This is a genomic window from Bacillus sp. MN7755, from assembly GCF_054771475.1.
The window spans coordinates 19798-35741 of sequence record NZ_BTRL01000003.1; the positions used below are offsets into that span (position 1 = coordinate 19798).

Consider the following 15944-nt stretch of genomic DNA (forward strand, 5'->3'; position numbering starts at 1 on the left):
GTTCTTTCATAAGAAGCAGCTAAGAGCTGCTTCTTATTTTTTACCTTCTAGTAACTCGATGATTCTCTCTTTATATTTTCCTTTTCTTCCATCTTCATAGATTAGATCATGCGGATAGAATAATTTTTGATCCCTTCTCTTCTTACCAGTAATTGCTTCAACAATATCCGATTCACGTGAAAGCTCTCTAAGCTCTCCATTTGGCATAAGAAGTAAGATCGGCAGACGCTCTTCTTCTTCACCAGCACGGTAAAAGTCGTACGGTAAATCTGATGTTGAATCAACTACTAAATAGTACTCTGGATCGAGTCCAATCTTTTTAAATAAGCTACTTAATTCCATCCAATTATCTAAACCGTGCTTATCTGTAAACTCTACATATTTAAATAGGTTTCGATTCATAAAGCGGCGGCATAAATCACTTAATATTGGATCCTCTTCGTCTTGCCATACTTGGAAGTAATAATACATAACGTTCTCGTCTAACTTCAAATAATCCTCTACTGTTACTTCTTCTTCAAATAAAGAATAGAAATGAACCGGATGATTTTTAAATGTATAATACTTCTCATGCAATGATTTTGCACGGTGTAAAATCTTCGTTAAAATAACTTCAGCACTGCGCGTTACCGGATGGAAATATACTTGCCAATACATTTGGTAACGACTCATAATATAATGCTCAACAGCATGCATGCCACTATTTTTAATGACTACCTGATTCCCGTACGGACGCATTACACGCAGTATACGTTCCATATCAAAGTTTCCATACTTTACGCCAGTGAAATACGCATCTCTTAATAAATAGTCCATACGATCTGCATCAATTTGACTGGAGATCATACTAATCGCTAATTTATTAGTAGATGTTTTTGCGATTACATCGGCTACCTTTTGCGGAAAGTCTTTATCCACACGATTTAATATGCGATTAATTTCCGTATCTCCAACGATAATCTTTTGCGTAAATTTCTCATGATCTAATGAAAATACTTTTTCAAACGAATGAGAAAATGGGCCATGACCGACATCATGAAGTAATGCCGCACATAAACATAACAATCTATCTTCAGCATTCCAGTTCGGTCTGCCATCAAACACATCATCAATCATACGACGAATAATTTCATATACACCTAACGAATGAGTAAAGCGACTATGCTCTGCACCGTGAAATGTAAAAAATGTCGTTCCAAGCTGCTTAATACGGCGCAAGCGTTGAAATTCTTTCGTCCCGATTAAATCCCAAATAACACGATCGCGTACGTGCACATATTTATGTACCGGGTCTTTAAACACTTTTGTTTCGCTGAGTTTGTCGTTTAAATATACCACTTTCCGACATCCCCCTTTCTTTACTGCATTCTTACTATATATTATAAACGAAATAGGAAACAGAAAGAAATGAAAGACTATATTAATTGCCTTTATAAAAAGAAAAAATCACTTTTATCAGAGTAAAAGTGATTTTTTGTTATATATTATTTCCCTAAAACAAACTCAGAAACTTCATCTAAGATCATTTCTTTACCTAGTGGGAAGTAACCTTTGTTTAAGTCTTCGTTTTTAATTGTAAACACGTGGTTGTTTTTAACAGCGTTCATATTTTTCCAAATTGATTCTTCTTGGAATTCTTTTAGGCGCTGAGAACCGTCACCAGTCGTAAATACGAATAAGTAATCTGGGTTGTAATCGATTAAAGCTTCTTTTTGTACTTGTACTAACGGTTTATCAGTTGGTGTACCTTTAACTGCTGGTAATTTTAAATCATTAAAGATTACGCTACCGTAACCGTAGTCACCGTATACACGGAAAGCATTCGGATATGCAGCCATTTTCATGAATTTAGCATCGCCAGTTTTCGCAACGATTTTGTCATGTATTTTGCTTGCTTTTTCGTCATACTGTTTGAACCATTCTTTTGTTTCTTTCTCTTTACCGAAGATTTGACCTACTTCTTCGAATTTTGGACGCCATTGGTCTAATGGAGTTTTTAACATAACTGTTGGTGCAATTTTAGATAATTGATCATAAATCTTTTCTTGACGATTGTTTACAAGAATTAAATCTGGTTTTGCAGCAGCTACTGCTTCGATATTAATTTTATCGCCCCAAGCAGAACCAACTGGTTTTACGTCTTTTAATTTCTTTTCAATATGTGCATCAATTTTTTCTTGAGATGTATTAGCAGTAATAATTGGTTTCATACCAAAGATTAATAATTCTTCTGTTGAACCACTAAGGTCAGCAATTTTCTTTGGATTTGCAGGGATTTTAATTTCCCCTTTTGCGTGTTGTACAGTGCGCTCTTCAGTCTTCGCATCCTTCGCATCTGCTTTCTTCTCTTCTTTGTTAGAACAAGCTGCAAATAGTACAGAAGTAACGACTAGTACCATTGCTAATAACGCCATTTTAAAATTCTTCATGTTCCCACTCCTTCTAGCTGTATTTCTCTTATAAGTTACAGTGAACTATAAGAAACAAGGTTAACAATTAATCAATATATTTTTATTAATTGTTGTTTATGCCCCGTTCTAACGGGTGTTCAACTTCCTATTTACTAATAAGAAGCTCAACATCCATTAGAAGCCCCCCTCTTTACGAGGGGGATTCTACTTATGCTTTTTTACGCAATTGATTACTAATCATCGCTAAATCATATGTTAAACAAATCGGTTTACAGTTTACTGGACATGGAACGATTTGAGCTTCAATCTCAAATACGTTACGAAGTGTTTCACTCGTCATAACTTCATCTGGTGTTCCTTGTTTCATTAACTTACCTGCTTTTAATGCAATCATATGATCTGAGAAACGAGAAGCATGGTTTAAGTCATGGATAACCATAACAATCGTTCTACCTTCTTCTTCATTTAACTTTTTCAATAAGTTTAATACTTCTAATTGATGGGCCATATCTAAGTACGTTGTTGGTTCATCTAATACGAGTAATTCTGTTCCTTGTGCAAGAGCCATTGCAATCCATACGCGTTGACGTTGCCCACCTGATAACGCCTCTGCTGAACGATTTGCGAATTCTGTCATTCCCGTCACTTCAAGTGCCCAATGGATGTAGCGATAATCCTCTTCTTTCAACGTTCCAAATCCTTTTTGATGAGGAAATCGTCCATATGAAACGAGTTCAAACACAGTAAGGCCAGTTGGCACTTCTGCAGTCTGTGGTAAAATCGCCATTTTCTTTGCGATTTCTTTCGTTGGCTGTTTCTCAATTGCTTTTCCGTCAAGATAAACAGTACCTTTTTTTGCTTTCAAAATACGAGAAGCCGTTTTTAATAATGTGGACTTCCCACAACCATTTGGTCCAATAATTGTTGTAATTTTCCCTTCCGGAATTTCAACTGTTAATCCATCAATAATTAACCCTTCATTATAGCCAACAGATACCGCATCAACTGCTAAAGTTGCCATACAAAAAGCCTCCCTTTATTTTGTCCTCATAAGTAAGTATATGAAATACGGTGCACCAATTACAGAAATAACAAGACCGACCGGTATTTCTGAAGTTGGTAACACACTTCTTGAAATTACGTCTGCGAATAAAAGTAAAAACGTTCCTATTAGTGCAGCTGTAGGCAGCATAATTTGATGTTTACCACCAACAAGGCGCCTTGCTAAATGTGGAGCCATTAAACCGATAAAACCAATTCCTCCGGCAACAGCGACAGATGCACCTGCTAAACAAACTGCAATAAATAATAATTTACGTCTTTCTTTTTCTACGTTTAAACCAAGACCAACTGCTGTAGAGTCGCCTAGGTTCATTACATTTAATATGTGCGCCTTACTAATAGCAAGTGGCAAGAAAATAACCATCCATGGAAGTACACTTAGCACGAACTTCCAATCTGTGCCCCACAGACTTCCTGCTAACCAAATCGTAGCAAAACGGAAATCGTTAGATGTCATCTTCATAGAAAAAATTAAACTAACAGCACCAAATCCGGCTGCAACGGCGATACCAACAAGTATCAATCGAGTAGATGAAACGCCGTCCTTCCATGCTAGTAAATAAATAATAACCGCTGCTAATATCGCTCCAACTAACGCGAAGAATGGAAGGATAAATACAGATAAAAATGTACCAGTCCCAACTTTCCCGAAGAAAAAGTAGACAAATATAACAACTGTTAATCCCGCTCCAGCATTAATACCGATAATACCTGGATCAGCAAGTGGATTTCGTGATAACCCTTGCAAAATCGCACCTGACATAGCTAAAGCCGATCCAACTAATATAGCAATAACCATACGTGGCATACGAAATTCAAATAAAATAACAGACTGATCTTCAGCCCCGAGTCCAACCAATGACTTTAATACGTCCATTGGTGGTATTTTAAATGTCCCTGTATTTAAACTCACTAAAAATACAGTAACGATTAATCCTACTAAAATTGTTAAAACAGAAACGTTCTTTTTTGTTAAGACACTTGTCCTCACATTTTCCCTCTCCCTTCGTTACGTGCTAAGTAGAGGAAGAATGGAACTCCAATTAGCGCTGTAATTGCTCCAATTGGCGTTTCAAACGGCGGATTAATAACGCGAGATAACATATCTGCACATTCAATTAACAGCCCACCTAAAACCGCAGAACATGGAATAACCCATCTATAGTCTGAGCCTACAAGGAAACGAGTCATATGTGGGATTACAAGACCAACAAATCCAACCGATCCTGCCATAGAAACTGCAGAACCTGTTAACACAAGAACAAGTACTGTTCCGATAAATTTAATTAATGTCGTATTTTGACCAAGTCCAATCGCAATTTCTTCACCGAAGCTTAAGATTGTAATATACCTCGACATCATAATTGCAATAAAGAGACAAACAAGCCCAATCGGCACTAACATATTAATACTTTCCCATTTCACTCCAGCAACTCCGCCTGCATTCCACATACTCACCTCTTGGGCAAGGTTGAAATACAGTGCAATTCCAGATGAAATGGCCCCTAATAAAGCACTAATCGCTGCACCTGCTAAAGCTAATTTCACAGGTGTTAATCCACCTGGTGAAGAAGACCCAATTCCATATACAATGCTCGCTCCAAACGCAGCACCAATAAAAGATGCGATAACGAACATTAAATAAGGTGAATTAGGGAAGAATGCATACATAATTGCAATTCCAAACACAGCCCCATCTGTAATCCCCATTAACGATGGAGAAGCAAGTGGATTTCGCGTCATACCTTGCATAATTGCTCCTGATACCGCTAAAAAAGCACCTGCAACTACGCCCCCTATTGCTCTAGGCATGCGAAGTTCTTGAATTACGTTATGATGCGTCAACGACCCATCAAACTGAAACACAGCTTGCCATACAGTCTTTAAACTAATATCAGCAGCACCAAATGAAATAGAGACTGCCATGCTTAAAGCTAATAAAACCGTACCTACTACTAAAATAATAGAAGCAATGAGCGGTCTGCTCTTAATCTCTTTAACATTCACATCTTGCTGTTCTATACTCCTTGCGCTCGCTTCCATCCCTCAACCATCCTAACCAACAACATATATTTAATGAAATGAAATTTATTCTCAAATAGTAATAAAAAAATTAGGCGAATTGACCTTTTCCTGATAATGATTCTCAGAATCACACTTTCTATTCTACCTATCGCTTTAAAAGGCTGTCAACCATTATTTTGAAATATAAATTTATATAGATAAAAATTTGAATAAACGGATATCGCCTATCCTTCATTGAAACTCAATTAAACTTTTGTAGAATAAATCATTCCTCTTATGGACATAAAAAAAGAAGAGTAATCTGTTCACTCTTCTTTTTCTTACTTATTTAACTTCACTTCAATCTTTGTAATTAATTCATCTTCTGTTGGAGCCGCAACTGGACGATTATTTACAAATGCGAATGATTTTTTACGACCAGGACCACAGTAAGACTGACATCCAACTTCAATCGTTGCACATGAATCTACTTTTTTTAACTTCGGAATCAACGTTTTAACGTTCGTTGCCTGACAATCATCACACACACGAAATTCGTTTCCCATTATATAACACTTCCTCTATTTTAAACTTTTCTCAAGTACATTTAAAAATAAACACTAAATGGTATTTTACCGCTCTTTGAAGCTCGTTGCAAGTTTCCTTGCGACGCTCTTTCTTCATATAATGCTACATATTTATATGTTCTCCTACAGAGACTTCCGTCATTCTTGGCAAAATTTATACCTTTCATCGAAATCTACCATATTTTTAAAAGCTTTGTATAAAAGCACATTTTTTTGCCCATTATAAAAATAGGAAGTTCATAAAAAGAAAGGGAGTTGAATCTATGAAAGTAAGACAAGATGCTTGGACGGATGAGGATGATTTATTACTTGCTGAAACTGTACTTCGTCACGTTCGAGAAGGAAGTACTCAATTAAATGCATTTGAAGAAGTAGGAGATCAATTAAATCGTACATCGGCTGCCTGTGGTTTCCGTTGGAATGCTGTTGTTCGCTATAGCTATGAACAAGCTCTTCAACTAGCAAAAAAACATCGTAAAGATAAAATGCGTGCTGCAAGCGGGGAACAAGCGAAGAAACGTTTACTTTATACACCACCAGCTTCAGATTCGATAACTGATTATGAAGAATTCGTACGAGAGGAATCAATTGTACAATATAAAGAAGCTATTCCATATCAAGAATCTACCGTTCCTGTTGCAAAAAGCTCTATGACAATGCAAGATGTTATTTATTTCTTACAAACAGTTGGATCCTCAAATATAAAAGTAACAGCTCTCGAAAACGAGAATACGAGATTGAAACAAGAAATTAAAGCACAAATCCTTCGAAATGAAGAACTAGAAAAGAAACTAGAAAAATTAGAAAAGCAATCTCATACTGTACAAGAAGATTACGAAACACTTATGAACATTATGAACCGAGCTCGTAAGTTGGCAGTCATGGATGACGAAGAACGTTCTCAAACATCTTTCCGAATGGATCGAAACGGTAATTTAGAAAAAATTGCAGAATAAAAAGGATGCATTACATGCATCCTTTTTATTCTTTCACACCTAAACTTTCCCTTTATATATGAGAAAACTCCATTCTTCATTTTTTGCTATAATAGAGATTGTCATTTTAAAGATAAGGGGTTAGTTATATGAGCAATTCCCGTTCCATTTTATCGCAGCCAGAGTGGCGTATTGTAGATCAGTCTAGTTTAGGACCAACATTCCATGCATTGCAGTCATTCGCAATGGATGACACATTATGTACTAGTATCGGAAATGGTCAATCAGCTGCAACAATGCGTTCTTGGGTTCATCACAATACAATTGTTCTTGGCATTCAAGATTCACGCCTACCACACTTAGAAGAAGGTATTTCCTTTTTAAAGGAAAACAACTTCAATGTTATCGTTCGTAATTCCGGTGGACTTGCAGTCGTACTTGATGAAGGTGTTTTAAACGTATCACTTTTATTCCAAGAGACGGAAAAAGGTATTGATATTGATCTTGGATACGATACGATGTGGCACTTAATTCAGGAGATGTTACACGACTATGATGTTACAATCGAGGCAAAAGAAATTGTAGGTTCTTACTGTCCTGGTAGCTATGACTTAAGTATTTGCGATCAAAAATTCGCTGGCATTTCACAGCGACGTATTCGCGGCGGTGTCGCTGTCCAAATTTATCTTTGTGCTACAGGAAGTGGCTCTGAGCGTGCCGCACTCGTTCGTGATTTCTACAACCTAGCAATCCAAGGAGAAGAAACACGCTTTACGTATCCTGAAATTGTACCGAGTACGATGGCTTCACTTTCAGAATTACTTGGCGAAACCATTACAGTGCAAGATTTAATGATGCGCCTTTTAAAAACACTGCAGCAATTCGCTCCAAAGTTAACACCATCTCAATTAACAGTAGATGAAGTTCCTTTATATGAGACGAATTTACAACGTATTATTGATCGTAACAATAAAGCACTTGGCTTAGAAAAATAAAGACCGTCGCTATTATAGCGACGGTCTTTATTTCAATTCATTATAGAATTAAAGTGCTTGAGCTGCTGTAATTAAAGCTAACTTGTACACTTCTTCTTCGTTACATCCACGAGATAGGTCATTTACAGGCATGTTTAAACCTTGTAAGATTGGTCCTACTGCTTCGAAGTTACCTAAACGTTGAGCGATTTTGTAACCGATATTACCAGCTTCTAAGCTTGGGAATACGAATACGTTAGCATCACCTTTAATTGTAGAACCTGGAGCTTTTTTCTCAGCTACAGATGGTACGAATGCAGCATCGAATTGGAATTCTCCATCTAAAGTTAATTCTGGAGCCATTTCTTTTGCAATGCGAGTTGCTTCTACAACTTTTTCTGTTTCTGGAGATTTCGCAGAACCTTTTGTAGAGAAGCTTAACATAGCAACGCGTGGGTCAATACCGAATAATTCAGCAGTTTTCGCACTCTCGATACCAATTTCAGCTAAATCTTGGCTGTTTGGTGCAATGTTAATTGCGCAATCAGCGAATACATATTTCTCTTCTTCACGTACCATGATGAATACGCCAGAAGTTTTTGTAACGCCTGGTTTTGTTTTAATGATTTGAAGTGCTGGACGAACTGTATCAGCTGTAGAGTGAGCTGCACCACTTACTAAACCGTGTGCTTTGCCCATGTATACAAGCATTGTACCGAAGTAGTTTTCGTCTTTAAGGATTTTGCGAGCGTCTTCTTCAGTTGCTTTACCTTTACGACGTTCAACGAAAGATGCTACCATTGCATCCATTTCTTCGTATGTAGCTGGGTCATAAATATCAACGCCTGCTAATGTTAAATTCATGCTAGCAGCTTTTGCGCTAATTTCTTCTTTATTACCAACTAAAATTGGTTTTACTAACTCTTCTTTTGCTAAACGCTCTGCAGCGCCTAAAATTCTTTCATCAGTTCCTTCAGGAAGTACGATAGAAATGCCTTTTCCTTGAACTTTTTCTTTTACTGTTGTAAATAAGTTGCTCACGAATAAACCCTCCTACATATGTTAAAAAAACTCTATCTTTAAGAATACTGCTTTTCCTCTATATTTTAAACTTATAGCTCCCAAAAAATAGATAAAATAAAAATGATTATATTTTCATAAAATTCAGCATAGAAATAAATCCCCTTTAAGCCTTATCTTCTCCTATTTTCCAGTAAATTAAAATGTGACAATTTTATGTGCCAAGGTTTTATATAGATGATTTTAAAACTATATATGCTATAGTTAACGTGTAAAACTATCATTAACTGAGGTGAATAGAATGAGTGAAGCAACAACAACGTTAGATGGCTGGTATTGTTTACATGATTTACGTTCTATTGATTGGGCTGCATGGAAAACATTATCTAGCGACGAACGCGGACAAGCTGTGTCTGAATTTTTAAATGTCGTTGAAAAATGGAACGAAGTAGCTACTGCGAAAAAAGGCAGTCATGCAATGTATACAGTTGTTGGCCAAAAAGCTGATATTATGCTTATGATTTTACGTCCAACAATGGAAGAGTTAAATGAAATTGAGACAGAATTGAATAAAACAACATTAGCTGAATATATGGTTCCTGCATACTCTTACGTATCTGTTGTTGAACTAAGCAACTATCTTCCAGCTGATGAAGATCCATACCAAAACCCACAAATCTTAGCTCGCTTATATCCAGACCTACCAAAAGCAAATCACATTTGCTTCTATCCAATGGACAAGCGTCGCCAAGGTGATGACAACTGGTACATGCTTCCTATGGAAGAACGTAAAAAAATGATGTACAGTCATAGTAAAATCGGTCGTCAGTACGCAGGTAAAGTACGACAAGTTATTTCAGGATCAGTCGGATTCGACGATTTCGAGTGGGGCGTAACATTATTCGCTGACGATGTTCTTCAATTTAAAAAACTTATATATGAAATGCGCTTCGATGAAGTAAGTGCTCGTTATGGTGAATTCGGAACATTTTTCGTTGGAAACATTTTACCAGACGAAAAGGTAGAGAAATTTTTACACATATAAAGTGAAACTTTAATCAGCCCTCACCAATCGGGCTTTTACGGGCAGTTGATACCCCTCCTAACTCCTTTGTTTTCGCTGAATTTCGAGGTAGGAATCTTACTGCTCAGCAAATAGCGGGGTAAATCGTAAAAAAGGAACGAAATTCGTTCCTTTTTTTATTATCTTCTATACTTCTCTTCAAAAAACTTCTTTTCTCTGCAAATTTGAACAAAAATCGACAAATTCTTTTCAAATTCCTAGTAAAATTGTAACCTTTTCATATTCAAATTTATGCTAAAATGGTACGAGCTACATGCTAATAACGATGCGAAGGTGATAAACTATATGAAGAAAATCTTGTCTATTTTACTAGCGCTTTTATTGTCAATTTCTTCCTTAGGAGTAACAACATCCCATGCGGAAGAAAAAATACATATAGAGGCTGCTGCTGCACTTCTCTTTGATGCAGATACAGGAAAAATACTGCATGAACAAAATCCAGATGAATTACTAGCTATCGCTAGTATGTCAAAATTAATTGTTGTTTATGCTGTATTAGAAGCAATTAAAGAAGGAAAAATCACTTGGGATACAAAGGTAAACATTTCTGATTACGCTTATGAAGTTTCACGTAATAATGAATTCTCTAACGTTCCGTTTGAAAAGGGACGCCAATATACTGTAAGAGAATTATATCATTCTATCGTTATCTTCTCTGCAAACGGATCTAGTATTGCCTTAGCAGAACTTCTTGCAGGAAGTGAGAAAAACTTCTTAAATCTTGCAAACGAACATGCAAAAAAACTAGGGTTAAAGAAATATAAATTTGTAAACGCTACTGGGTTAAATAACGCTGACTTAAAAGGAAAACATCCTGAGGGTACTGATTCAAATGCAGAAAACTCTATGTCAGCTCGCGATATGGGTATTCTTTCAAAAACAATGATTACAAAGTATCCAGAAATGCTAGAGGATACAAAACAAAGATTTAGAAACTTCCCGGACAATCATCCGAAACCAATTCGTATGGAAAACTGGAACTGGATGTTACCAGGTGCCGCTTTCTCTTATGAAGGAACAGATGGTTTAAAAACAGGAAGTTCTGATACAGCCGGATACGGATTTACTATTACTGCTAAACGTGGTGATGTACGTCTTATTTCGGTTATTATTAAAACAAAATCAATGGACGAGCGCTTCACAGAATCTCGCGAATTAATCGAATATGGGTTTAATAACTTCGAAAAACAAAAGCTAAAAGTGAATAAAAACAATACAATTTCTGTAGTAAAAGGGAAAGAAGATCAAGTAACTGTTGCACCGGAAAAAGAAATAACAGTAATTGCGAAAAAAGGTAGCAAAGATTCTTATAAAATTGGGACTGAAGTAGATAAATCTCTTGCTAAAGATGGACATTTAGTTGCCCCTATTAAGAAAGATGCCAAAGTAGGCTCCATTACTTTAGAATCAACTGATAAGTATGGTTTCTTAAACGGTAGTAAAAGTATGAAAGTTACTGCAAAAACAACAGAAGAAGTTGAAAAAGCAAATTGGTTTGTGTTAACAATGCGCTCTGTTGGGGATTTTTTCTCAAACTTATGGTCTAAAGTATTTTAATGATGAAAAGCTGGCTCACGCTAGCTTTTTTATTTTCCTCTCTCAATGTAAAACTTCGTTTGGTTGTCATATCTGAGTCCTTTTCCTCATACGTATGAACTAGTAATCGTTACACACTTCATCTAGAAATAAACCTCTTTCCAAAAGGTATTCCAAAAAGAGAGGTGACACATAATGGGTGTTATTGCTTATAACGAAGAAGATGTAAAGTTATTAGCTAGACTGATGCGTGCTGAAGCCGAGGGAGAAGGGCAACAAGGAATGTTAATGGTCGGAAATGTTGGGGTAAATCGTGTCCGCGGAAATTGTTTAGATTTTAAAAAAATACGTAATTTACGTCAAATGGTTTATCAAAATCCTGGCGGTTTTGAAGCAACTCAAAAAGGGTATTTTTATCAACGTGCAAGAGAACAAGATATCGCATTAGCAAGGCGAACGATTCAAGGACAACGTTTTTGGCCTGCCAACTTCTCCTTATGGTTTTTTAGACCTGAAGGCCCTTGTCCGCCAACTTGGTACAATCAGCAAAACTCTGGTCGCTTCAAAAAGCACTGCTTCTTCCAGCCATCTGCCGGAGACTGTCCAAGCGTATATTAAGGAATGAAAATGAGGAGGGATTTTTGAATGGCACAGCAACAAAATCCGTACTATGGAACAGGTTTTTATCAACCATCTGGAACTTATGTACAACCGCAACAAATGACTGCCGGGCAGCAACAACAACAGCAAGCAATGCAACAACAAGCTGCTCAAGCTGCTCAAGCCCAATATGCAATTTCTCAAGGTATGTTACCTCTAGAACAATCCTATATTGAAAATATTCTTCGCTTGAATAAGGGCAAACAAGCTACAGTTGTAATGACCTATGAGCGCGGTAGCTCACTCGGTACACAATCGTATACAGGTATTATCGAAGCTGCTGGTCGTGATCATATTGTAATTAGTGAGCCACAATCAGGGAAACGTTATTTACTATTGATGATTTACTTAGATTATGTAGAATTCCCAGAAGAAATTACGTATTTACCTAGTCAACAAGCAACTTATGCTCCAAGACCATAACAAAAGCTGGCATATGCCAGCTTTTGTTTTTTTATAACCCTTTTACAACTGCAGTTCCGATTAAGATCCATGCCACGATAAACGCTACACCACCAAGAGGTGTAATTGGTCCAAAGAACTTAATCCCTGTTGTGCTTAACGCATATAGACTACCTGAGAACATAATAATCCCAGCTACCATAAGCCAACCAGCAGTAGTTAAAAGTGATGATTGAATCTTATCCATTAATAAAGCAACTACGAATAGCCCACCTGCATGGAACATTTGATATGTAACGCCTGTTTTCCAAACTTCTAACATTTTTGCAGAAATTTTATTTTCTAAACCGTGTGCTCCAAATGCCCCTAACGCAACAGATAGCCCTGCTGCAATACAACCTAGTAAAAAGAAAATTTTCATTTTAATTCCCCTTTTTTATTTTTATCATAAGCAATTTTCACATATAATCCAAACGATTTAATTCTTAAAAATCAAATAACGAATTACCATTTGCGCCTTCTTCTTTTATATAAACAGGTTCTCCAGAAACCGGCATAACTGGTTGAACAGTTGTTATAGGCTGCGTTCCAATTACTTGCGATTGAATTTGCGGCTCTCTATACGTAGGAGATTCAACCTGTTCATCTAATAGTAAATCACATAAAGCACGCACAACTAATAAATGATCTTTTGATTTTTGTCCTTCACTACTTTTTGCCTTTGCAATTTCATTCGCCATTTTATTTAAAATCTTATCGCTCGATATTTGCATTCCTTATCACCTCGTACTTTGTAGTTCTTTCTCAAATTGCTCCAGCTTCTCTACTGAACCAAATACTATTATCATATCATGTTCTTGCAATTTTTCCTGCCCCGTCGGATTATGTATAACATTCCCATTTCTCAAAATCGCTAAAATTGTTACATCAAATTGATTTCTCACATCACTTTCTAGTAACGATTTACTAGCTAAAATAGAGCCCTTGCCGACTGCAATTTCTTCAATTACAAATGACTGATCCACGCCATACAGTACTGTATCAATATAATGAACTGTTAGCGGATTCGCAATACCTTTTGCAATATGAATTCCTGCCATACTAGATGGATTAATCACCTTATTTGCACCGGCACGCCTTAATTTGTCTTCGGTTTCTGGTTTTTCCGCTCTTGCCACAATTTTAATTGCATCATTTAATCCTCTTGCCGTTAATGTAATAAATACATTTTCAGCGTCATTGGCTACGATAGCAACTAAACCGGCTGCCTTTGAAATTCCAGCATGATGTAACACTTGGTCTTCCGTCGCGTCCCCATGTACATACAAAAGTTTTTCCTTCTCCAATATACTTTCATCTTTATCCACGACGACAAATGGAATTTTCTTTTCTTGCAATTCATGTACAACTTGAAGCCCCACTCTACCGCAACCACATACGATAATATGATTTTGTAACTGTGCTATTTGTTTATCCATCTTCTTCCTCCGTACTGCATGAAATAAATTCCCTTCAATAATCATAGCTGCCACTACACCAATCGCATACGTAACGATACCGACGCCAACTGGTATAATAAGAAGCGCAAATACTTTCCCTGCATGTGTTACAGGAACGGCATCTCCGTATCCAACAGTTAATACGGTAATCATCGTCATCCAAAATGCTTGAAACAAACTAATCTCTTCAATTGTCATAAATCCTAACGTTCCTAGAATTACAATAAAGGTCATACATATAACTGCTATCCATAATTGCTTACGTGCATTCATATCGTGTTTCAACTCTTTTCTCTATCTACAATCTTTGCCAGTGGAAATGAAATACATATATACTAGATACGGAATCTATGAAAGAGGTTGATATAATGAAAACATTTCTTTCCGCCTTACAATGGGCGCTATTTATTTTAGCTGGGAGCCTTATTGTACCAATTAGCGTCGCAACTAGTTATGGCCTCGATGGAGCTGAAGCTATTGCATTCGTACAAAGAACATTATTTGTTCTTGGCTTTGCTGGTCTACTGCAAGCTATATTTGGACATAAACTTCCTATTCAAGAAGGTCCTGCAGGCCTTTGGTGGGGGATTTTCTCCCTTTATGCAAGTTTAGGTGTCGTATTATTTGGATCCAGCAATGAAACGCTTAAAGTCCTTCAATACGCCTTCCTATTAAGTGGTATCATTTGTATTATTCTTAGTGTTTTTGGACTCATCGATAAGCTAGTTCGCTATTTTACACCGACAGTCATTGGAACATATTTATTCCTTCTTGTCGCACAACTTAGCGGTTCCTTCTTAAAGGGAATGTTCGGCCTTGACGGACAACATACAGACGTACAAGCCGACGTATTTATTCTTTCACTCATTGTTATTTTACTATCCTTTTTCATTATGAAGCTACCTATTGTTGGACAATATTCCGTTCTTTTCAGTATTGTCTGCGGCTGGATATTATTCGCATGCTTCGGATTATCTAATCCAGTAACGCCTGTGACAGATGTAATCCGTTTTCCATCCCTATTTGTTTTCGGAATGCCTCGCATTGAATGGAACATGGCGATTACGGTCGTTTTCGTTACACTATTACTTCTAACAAATATGTTAGCAAGTATTCGCGTTGTGCAAAAGATTGTCTCTAAGTATGAAGAAGATGCCGCACCAGATCGTTTCAAACAAGCTGGCATTATAACAGGAATCAATCAATTACTAGGCGGTCTATTCTCAGCTATTGGACCTGTCGCCATTTCTGGATCAGCAGGGTTTATTGCAACGACTAATATTTATAAGCGACTCCCATTTATGTTAGGATCAAGCTTTATTATTGTCGTTAGTATATTCCCAAAGATCACTTCATTCTTTGCAGCAATCCCAGTTGCAGTTGGTTATGCTGCTATCTATCCTGTATTTGCAAGTATGATTGGTCTAGCTTTCCGTGAATACGACACAGTACAAAATAAAGAACGATTATTTAAAGTAGCAGGCCTTTCCATCTTTACTGGGGTCGGAGTTATGTTCGTTCCAGCTGGAGCATTTTCTACACTCCCACCATTTCTAGCATCATTTTTAAGTAATGGTCTCGTTCTTGGATCTGTCATGGCAATTCTGCTTGAAATACTATTTTCTCGTTCTACAGAAAAACAACTATCGTAAATTGGAAAACTTCCATTATTGCACTCTACCTGTAGAGTTGTTACGATAAATTATCATGGGCAATACGCTCATGATAATTTATTTACTTCTTCCTGAAGAAGTTCGATGTCTTACTATT

The 15944-nt window shown here is 36.9% G+C and carries 17 protein-coding genes; 7 read left to right on the forward strand and 10 right to left on the reverse strand.

Going from position 1 to position 15944, the window contains the following annotated elements:
• Positions 1-33: 33 nt before the first annotated feature.
• The 6 genes from ACYVEC_RS02610 to ACYVEC_RS02635 form a co-directional block, all read right to left on the reverse strand.
• The gene (locus ACYVEC_RS02610) at positions 34-1338 is read right to left on the reverse strand and encodes an HD domain-containing protein (protein ID WP_460505567.1); all 1305 of its coding nucleotides are present in this window, start codon (positions 1336-1338) and stop codon (positions 34-36) included.
• 146 nt (positions 1339-1484) lie between these two features.
• Positions 1485-2429, reverse strand: coding sequence for an ABC transporter substrate-binding protein (locus ACYVEC_RS02615; protein WP_063223923.1), 945 nt, complete (start codon positions 2427-2429; stop codon positions 1485-1487).
• Between the two features lie 190 nt (positions 2430-2619).
• Positions 2620-3432, reverse strand: coding sequence for an ABC transporter ATP-binding protein (locus ACYVEC_RS02620; RefSeq protein WP_016085424.1), 813 nt, complete (start codon positions 3430-3432; stop codon positions 2620-2622).
• A 15-nt stretch (positions 3433-3447) separates the two neighbouring features.
• The gene (locus ACYVEC_RS02625) at positions 3448-4464 is read right to left on the reverse strand and encodes a FecCD family ABC transporter permease (protein ID WP_098556240.1); all 1017 of its coding nucleotides are present in this window, start codon (positions 4462-4464) and stop codon (positions 3448-3450) included.
• The gene (locus ACYVEC_RS02630) at positions 4461-5516 is read right to left on the reverse strand and encodes a FecCD family ABC transporter permease (protein ID WP_063223925.1); all 1056 of its coding nucleotides are present in this window, start codon (positions 5514-5516) and stop codon (positions 4461-4463) included. Before ACYVEC_RS02630 ends, ACYVEC_RS02625 begins: the two co-directional genes overlap by 4 nt.
• Positions 5517-5818: 302 nt before the next feature.
• Positions 5819-6043 (reverse strand): YuzB family protein, encoded by a 225-nt coding sequence (locus tag ACYVEC_RS02635; protein ID WP_000526076.1) that lies wholly within the window; start codon positions 6041-6043, stop codon positions 5819-5821.
• 284 nt (positions 6044-6327) lie between these two features.
• On the opposite strand from ACYVEC_RS02635, the gene ACYVEC_RS02640 reads away from it, so the two are divergent.
• Together ACYVEC_RS02640 and ACYVEC_RS02645 are read left to right on the forward strand one after the other, a co-directional pair.
• On the forward strand, positions 6328-7020 hold the full coding sequence (locus ACYVEC_RS02640; RefSeq protein WP_199677976.1) for an RsfA family transcriptional regulator: 693 nt from the start codon (positions 6328-6330) through the stop codon (positions 7018-7020).
• Positions 7021-7148: 128 nt separating this feature from the next.
• Positions 7149-7994 carry a lipoate--protein ligase family protein gene (locus ACYVEC_RS02645; RefSeq protein ID WP_098556238.1) on the forward strand — a complete coding sequence of 282 codons (846 nt, stop codon included), beginning with the start codon at positions 7149-7151 and terminating at the stop codon, positions 7992-7994.
• A gap of 48 nt (positions 7995-8042) precedes the next feature.
• Here ACYVEC_RS02645 and pta read toward each other — a convergent pair whose 3' ends face one another.
• Positions 8043-9014 carry a phosphate acetyltransferase gene (pta, locus tag ACYVEC_RS02650; protein WP_000067215.1) on the reverse strand — a complete coding sequence of 324 codons (972 nt, stop codon included), beginning with the start codon at positions 9012-9014 and terminating at the stop codon, positions 8043-8045.
• A gap of 280 nt (positions 9015-9294) precedes the next feature.
• Here pta and hemQ point away from each other — a divergent pair, with 280 nt between their 5' ends.
• The 4 genes from hemQ (at position 9295) to gerQ (ending at position 12696) form a co-directional block, all read left to right on the forward strand.
• Positions 9295-10038: a hydrogen peroxide-dependent heme synthase gene (gene hemQ / locus ACYVEC_RS02655; protein ID WP_060633003.1), complete on the forward strand. Its 744-nt coding sequence runs from the start codon at positions 9295-9297 to the stop codon at positions 10036-10038.
• Between the two features lie 324 nt (positions 10039-10362).
• The gene (locus ACYVEC_RS02660; protein WP_063223927.1) at positions 10363-11634 is read left to right on the forward strand and encodes a serine hydrolase; all 1272 of its coding nucleotides are present in this window, start codon (positions 10363-10365) and stop codon (positions 11632-11634) included.
• Positions 11635-11808: 174 nt separating this feature from the next.
• The gene (cwlJ, locus tag ACYVEC_RS02665; RefSeq protein WP_063223928.1) at positions 11809-12231 is read left to right on the forward strand and encodes a cell wall hydrolase CwlJ; all 423 of its coding nucleotides are present in this window, start codon (positions 11809-11811) and stop codon (positions 12229-12231) included.
• Between the two features lie 27 nt (positions 12232-12258).
• Positions 12259-12696, forward strand: coding sequence for a spore coat protein GerQ (gene gerQ, locus ACYVEC_RS02670; RefSeq protein ID WP_000068638.1), 438 nt, complete (start codon positions 12259-12261; stop codon positions 12694-12696).
• A gap of 31 nt (positions 12697-12727) precedes the next feature.
• On the opposite strand, the gene ACYVEC_RS02675 is transcribed toward gerQ, so the two are convergent.
• From ACYVEC_RS02675 to ACYVEC_RS02685, 3 genes are all read right to left on the reverse strand, one after another.
• Positions 12728-13096: a DUF423 domain-containing protein gene (locus ACYVEC_RS02675; RefSeq protein ID WP_199677975.1), complete on the reverse strand. Its 369-nt coding sequence runs from the start codon at positions 13094-13096 to the stop codon at positions 12728-12730.
• Between the two features lie 64 nt (positions 13097-13160).
• A complete protein-coding gene (locus ACYVEC_RS02680) occupies positions 13161-13448 on the reverse strand; it encodes a YwdI family protein (RefSeq protein ID WP_063223929.1) in 288 nt (95 codons plus the stop codon).
• Positions 13449-13454: 6 nt separating this feature from the next.
• Positions 13455-14447 carry a potassium channel family protein gene (locus ACYVEC_RS02685; RefSeq protein ID WP_063223930.1) on the reverse strand — a complete coding sequence of 331 codons (993 nt, stop codon included), beginning with the start codon at positions 14445-14447 and terminating at the stop codon, positions 13455-13457.
• A 95-nt stretch (positions 14448-14542) separates the two neighbouring features.
• Here ACYVEC_RS02685 and ACYVEC_RS02690 point away from each other — a divergent pair, with 95 nt between their 5' ends.
• Positions 14543-15826 carry a purine/pyrimidine permease gene (locus ACYVEC_RS02690; protein WP_063223931.1) on the forward strand — a complete coding sequence of 428 codons (1284 nt, stop codon included), beginning with the start codon at positions 14543-14545 and terminating at the stop codon, positions 15824-15826.
• Positions 15827-15944: the final 118 nt, after the last annotated feature.

Bases quoted from the DNA above. Each gene is read 5' to 3' on its own strand.
- ACYVEC_RS02620 (WP_016085424.1), bottom strand. From the start codon at position 3,432: ATGGCAACTTTAGCAGTTGATGCGGTATCTGTTGGCTATAATGAAGGG.
- hemQ (WP_060633003.1), top strand. From the start codon at position 9,295: ATGAGTGAAGCAACAACAACGTTAGATGGCTGGTATTGTTTACATGAT.
- ACYVEC_RS02615 (WP_063223923.1), bottom strand. From the start codon at position 2,429: ATGAAGAATTTTAAAATGGCGTTATTAGCAATGGTACTAGTCGTTACT.
- ACYVEC_RS02685 (WP_063223930.1), bottom strand. From the start codon at position 14,447: ATGAATGCACGTAAGCAATTATGGATAGCAGTTATATGTATGACCTTT.
- ACYVEC_RS02660 (WP_063223927.1), top strand. From the start codon at position 10,363: ATGAAGAAAATCTTGTCTATTTTACTAGCGCTTTTATTGTCAATTTCT.
- ACYVEC_RS02640 (WP_199677976.1), top strand. From the start codon at position 6,328: ATGAAAGTAAGACAAGATGCTTGGACGGATGAGGATGATTTATTACTT.
- ACYVEC_RS02675 (WP_199677975.1), bottom strand. From the start codon at position 13,096: ATGAAAATTTTCTTTTTACTAGGTTGTATTGCAGCAGGGCTATCTGTT.
- ACYVEC_RS02635 (WP_000526076.1), bottom strand. From the start codon at position 6,043: ATGGGAAACGAATTTCGTGTGTGTGATGATTGTCAGGCAACGAACGTT.
- ACYVEC_RS02645 (WP_098556238.1), top strand. From the start codon at position 7,149: ATGAGCAATTCCCGTTCCATTTTATCGCAGCCAGAGTGGCGTATTGTA.
- cwlJ (WP_063223928.1), top strand. From the start codon at position 11,809: ATGGGTGTTATTGCTTATAACGAAGAAGATGTAAAGTTATTAGCTAGA.
- ACYVEC_RS02680 (WP_063223929.1), bottom strand. From the start codon at position 13,448: ATGCAAATATCGAGCGATAAGATTTTAAATAAAATGGCGAATGAAATT.
- ACYVEC_RS02630 (WP_063223925.1), bottom strand. From the start codon at position 5,516: ATGGAAGCGAGCGCAAGGAGTATAGAACAGCAAGATGTGAATGTTAAA.
- ACYVEC_RS02690 (WP_063223931.1), top strand. From the start codon at position 14,543: ATGAAAACATTTCTTTCCGCCTTACAATGGGCGCTATTTATTTTAGCT.
- gerQ (WP_000068638.1), top strand. From the start codon at position 12,259: ATGGCACAGCAACAAAATCCGTACTATGGAACAGGTTTTTATCAACCA.